The organism is Grimontia marina, assembly GCF_900060185.1.
Taxonomy (GTDB): Bacteria; Pseudomonadota; Gammaproteobacteria; order Enterobacterales; family Vibrionaceae; genus Enterovibrio; species Enterovibrio marinus.
Genome location: NZ_FIZY01000132.1, coordinates 1 through 2,324, shown reverse-complemented (window position 1 = coordinate 2,324; position 2,324 = coordinate 1). Strand labels below are relative to the sequence as shown.

Sequence of the window (2,324 nt, the reverse complement as noted above, 5' to 3'; positions counted from 1 at the left end):
TGATCCTGCCGTTTTTCTCTCTTCCTATTTTTACGCTAAGTGATCGGATTGCACCAGTTTTCTCATAGATTCTCCGCCCAGCTCTATGCGGTGGCTGTTGTGGACCAGCCTGTCTAATAAAGCATCTGCTACCGTGGCGTTGCCGATCATGTTGTACCATTCCTTCACGGGTAGCTGACTGATAACGATGGTGCTGCTGGCCTGATAGCGGTCTTCCAACACTTCCAACAGGTGACCGGCGTGGTCTTGCGTCAGCGTTTCCATTCCCCAATCATCCAGAACCAGTAGGGCTTTACGGGACAGAGCATGAAGCTGCTTTTGATAGCTCCCATCCAGACGACCGGCCGTCAGGTCATCCAGTAAACGACTCAGACGGTAATACCGCACTGGTTGCTGTAAGTCACAGGCGCTCGTGGCTAGAGCGCAAGCCAGGTAGGTTTTCCCAGCCCCCGTGGGGCCGGTGATTAAGATGTTCTGGTGCTTATGCAGGTAACTGCCTGTCAGGAGCTCTCCCATCTGTTTGCGGTTCAAGTTTCTTCCTTCCTGGTAAATAAGCTGGCTCGGCTGTGCATCTACTCTCAGCTTTGCCTGCCTTTTGAGCCGGGCGATTTTGGTCTGGTTGCGGCTTAATAACTCCGCTTCCAGCAGCAAGCTCAGACGCTCTTCGAAGGTCAGCTCAGCATAGGTGGTCAGTTGCTCCTGTTGTTGCTCAAGCGCACGAACAGCATGGCTTAAGCGCAGGGCTTTCAGTTGGTTATTCAGGGCATTCATTGTTGATTCCTAGTGGTAGCTGTTGGGGCCACGCACATTGCTGTGCATAAGGTTCGGGGTGGTCTGGGTATCCTGACTTAACTGGCCTTCCCGCTTGTTGGTGAGCAGGTTACTGATGAAGGTGTAATAAGGTTTGCTCAGTATCAGGGCATCTTTGCAGGCCTGCTCGAGCCGGGTTTCTCCATACTTCTTGCTCAGGTTCAACAACCCAAGGCATGAGCGGTATGCCTGCTCTGGGTGTGGTTTGGCGTTCAGCAGACAGTTGACCACTTCCCGTGTGGCCGGGCCGATGTTGGCTCCCCAGCCAAGCAAGCGACCAGGTGACCATGTCTGATGTTGATGGTTCGTGGGCATATGCTCAGCATGGGTGCTGCTTGCCCGCTCACGCTGACTGCGCGGATGCTGCGTCACCAGGTTGCCCTGATGATAGATTTGCACCAGTCGACTCGAGGCTTCCAATTCCACATGCTGTCCCACCAGTTGATGAGGGACGGAGTAATAGTGGCGGTGGTATTCAATGTGGTAATCAGGGCCGACTTTGGCGCGCTTGGTTTCGGTATACAGATACCGTTGGCGTGGCAAGGGTTTCAGGGCGGGCTTATCAAGGGTGTCGAACAGGTTTTTGCGGCTTGTCCCTATCTGCTTCATGGGACGTTGGTTCAGGGCATCCATCAACTCACGGATAGCCAGGTTGAGTTCCTTGAAGGTGTGGAAGGTCTGATGGCGCAGCCGCATCATTATCCAGCGCTCGACCAGCAATACTGCGTTTTCTGCTTTGGCTTTATCTTTGGGTTTATAGGGACGGGCGGGCATCACGGCGGTTTGATAATGATTAGCCAGCTTCTGGTAACTGTCATTCAACCTGGGTTCATAGCGGTCAGCTTTTTTCACCGCACTGCGCAGGTTGTCGGGCACCAGAAGGTGCGGCACACCACCGAAGTGTTCGAAGGCATTAGCATGGGCTTCCAGCCAATGGGCCTTCTCCTGACTGGGGAAGGCTTCGACATAGGTGTAGTTGGAAGCGCCGAGTGTCGCGACGAACACTTCAGCCTCGCGCACCTCCCCAGTATCGGGGTTGACCACATGAAGCTTGGGGCCACAGTAATCAATAAAGAGTTTGTCACCAGCAATATGTATCTGGCGCATGCTGCGTTTTTGTTGTTTCAGCCAGCGGGTGTAGTGCTCACAGAACTGGGTATAGGCATAAGCCTGCGCCTGATATTGCTCATGGTATTCCTGCCAGAGCAGCATCTTGGTCATCCCTTTGCGTTTGAGTTCGATAAAGCATTGGGCGAAGTCAGGCATGACCTTACTACGATGGGCGGACTTGGGATGGTAGAGCGTCTGGGCCAGAGCCGTGTCACTGACCCCTTCGGGAAGCGGCCAGCCCAGTTGGCTTTGTTTAAAGCGGATAACCAGTTCAGAGACGGTGGCAACACCAAGATTGAGGCAGAGCGCGATGTTGCGATGCGACAGGCCGCAGTCGAATTTGAGGCGTAACACCTCTTTGATTTTGTTCATAGGGGTTCTCTTTTTTGCCATTGCCGCGTCCT

General features: G+C 53.7%; 2 protein-coding genes. Both read right to left on the bottom strand.

Annotated elements, in window-relative coordinates; translation table 11 throughout:
* Nucleotides 1-30: 30 nt before the first annotated feature.
* Nucleotides 31-771 carry an IS21-like element helper ATPase IstB gene (istB, locus tag GMA8713_RS25405; protein ID WP_062715438.1) on the bottom strand — a complete coding sequence of 247 codons (741 nt, stop codon included), beginning with the start codon at nucleotides 769-771 and terminating at the stop codon, nucleotides 31-33.
* Between the two features lie 9 nt (nucleotides 772-780).
* Nucleotides 781-2,313 carry an IS21 family transposase gene (gene istA / locus GMA8713_RS25400; protein WP_062715440.1) on the bottom strand — a complete coding sequence of 511 codons (1,533 nt, stop codon included), beginning with the start codon at nucleotides 2,311-2,313 and terminating at the stop codon, nucleotides 781-783.
* Between the last annotated feature and the right edge of the window lie 11 nt (nucleotides 2,314-2,324).

Excerpts from the sequence above, each read along its gene's own strand:
- istA (WP_062715440.1), bottom strand. The coding sequence starts at position 2,313 with ATGGCAAAAAAGAGAACCCCTATGAACAAAATCAAAGAGGTGTTACGC.
- istB (WP_062715438.1), bottom strand. The coding sequence starts at position 771 with ATGAATGCCCTGAATAACCAACTGAAAGCCCTGCGCTTAAGCCATGCT.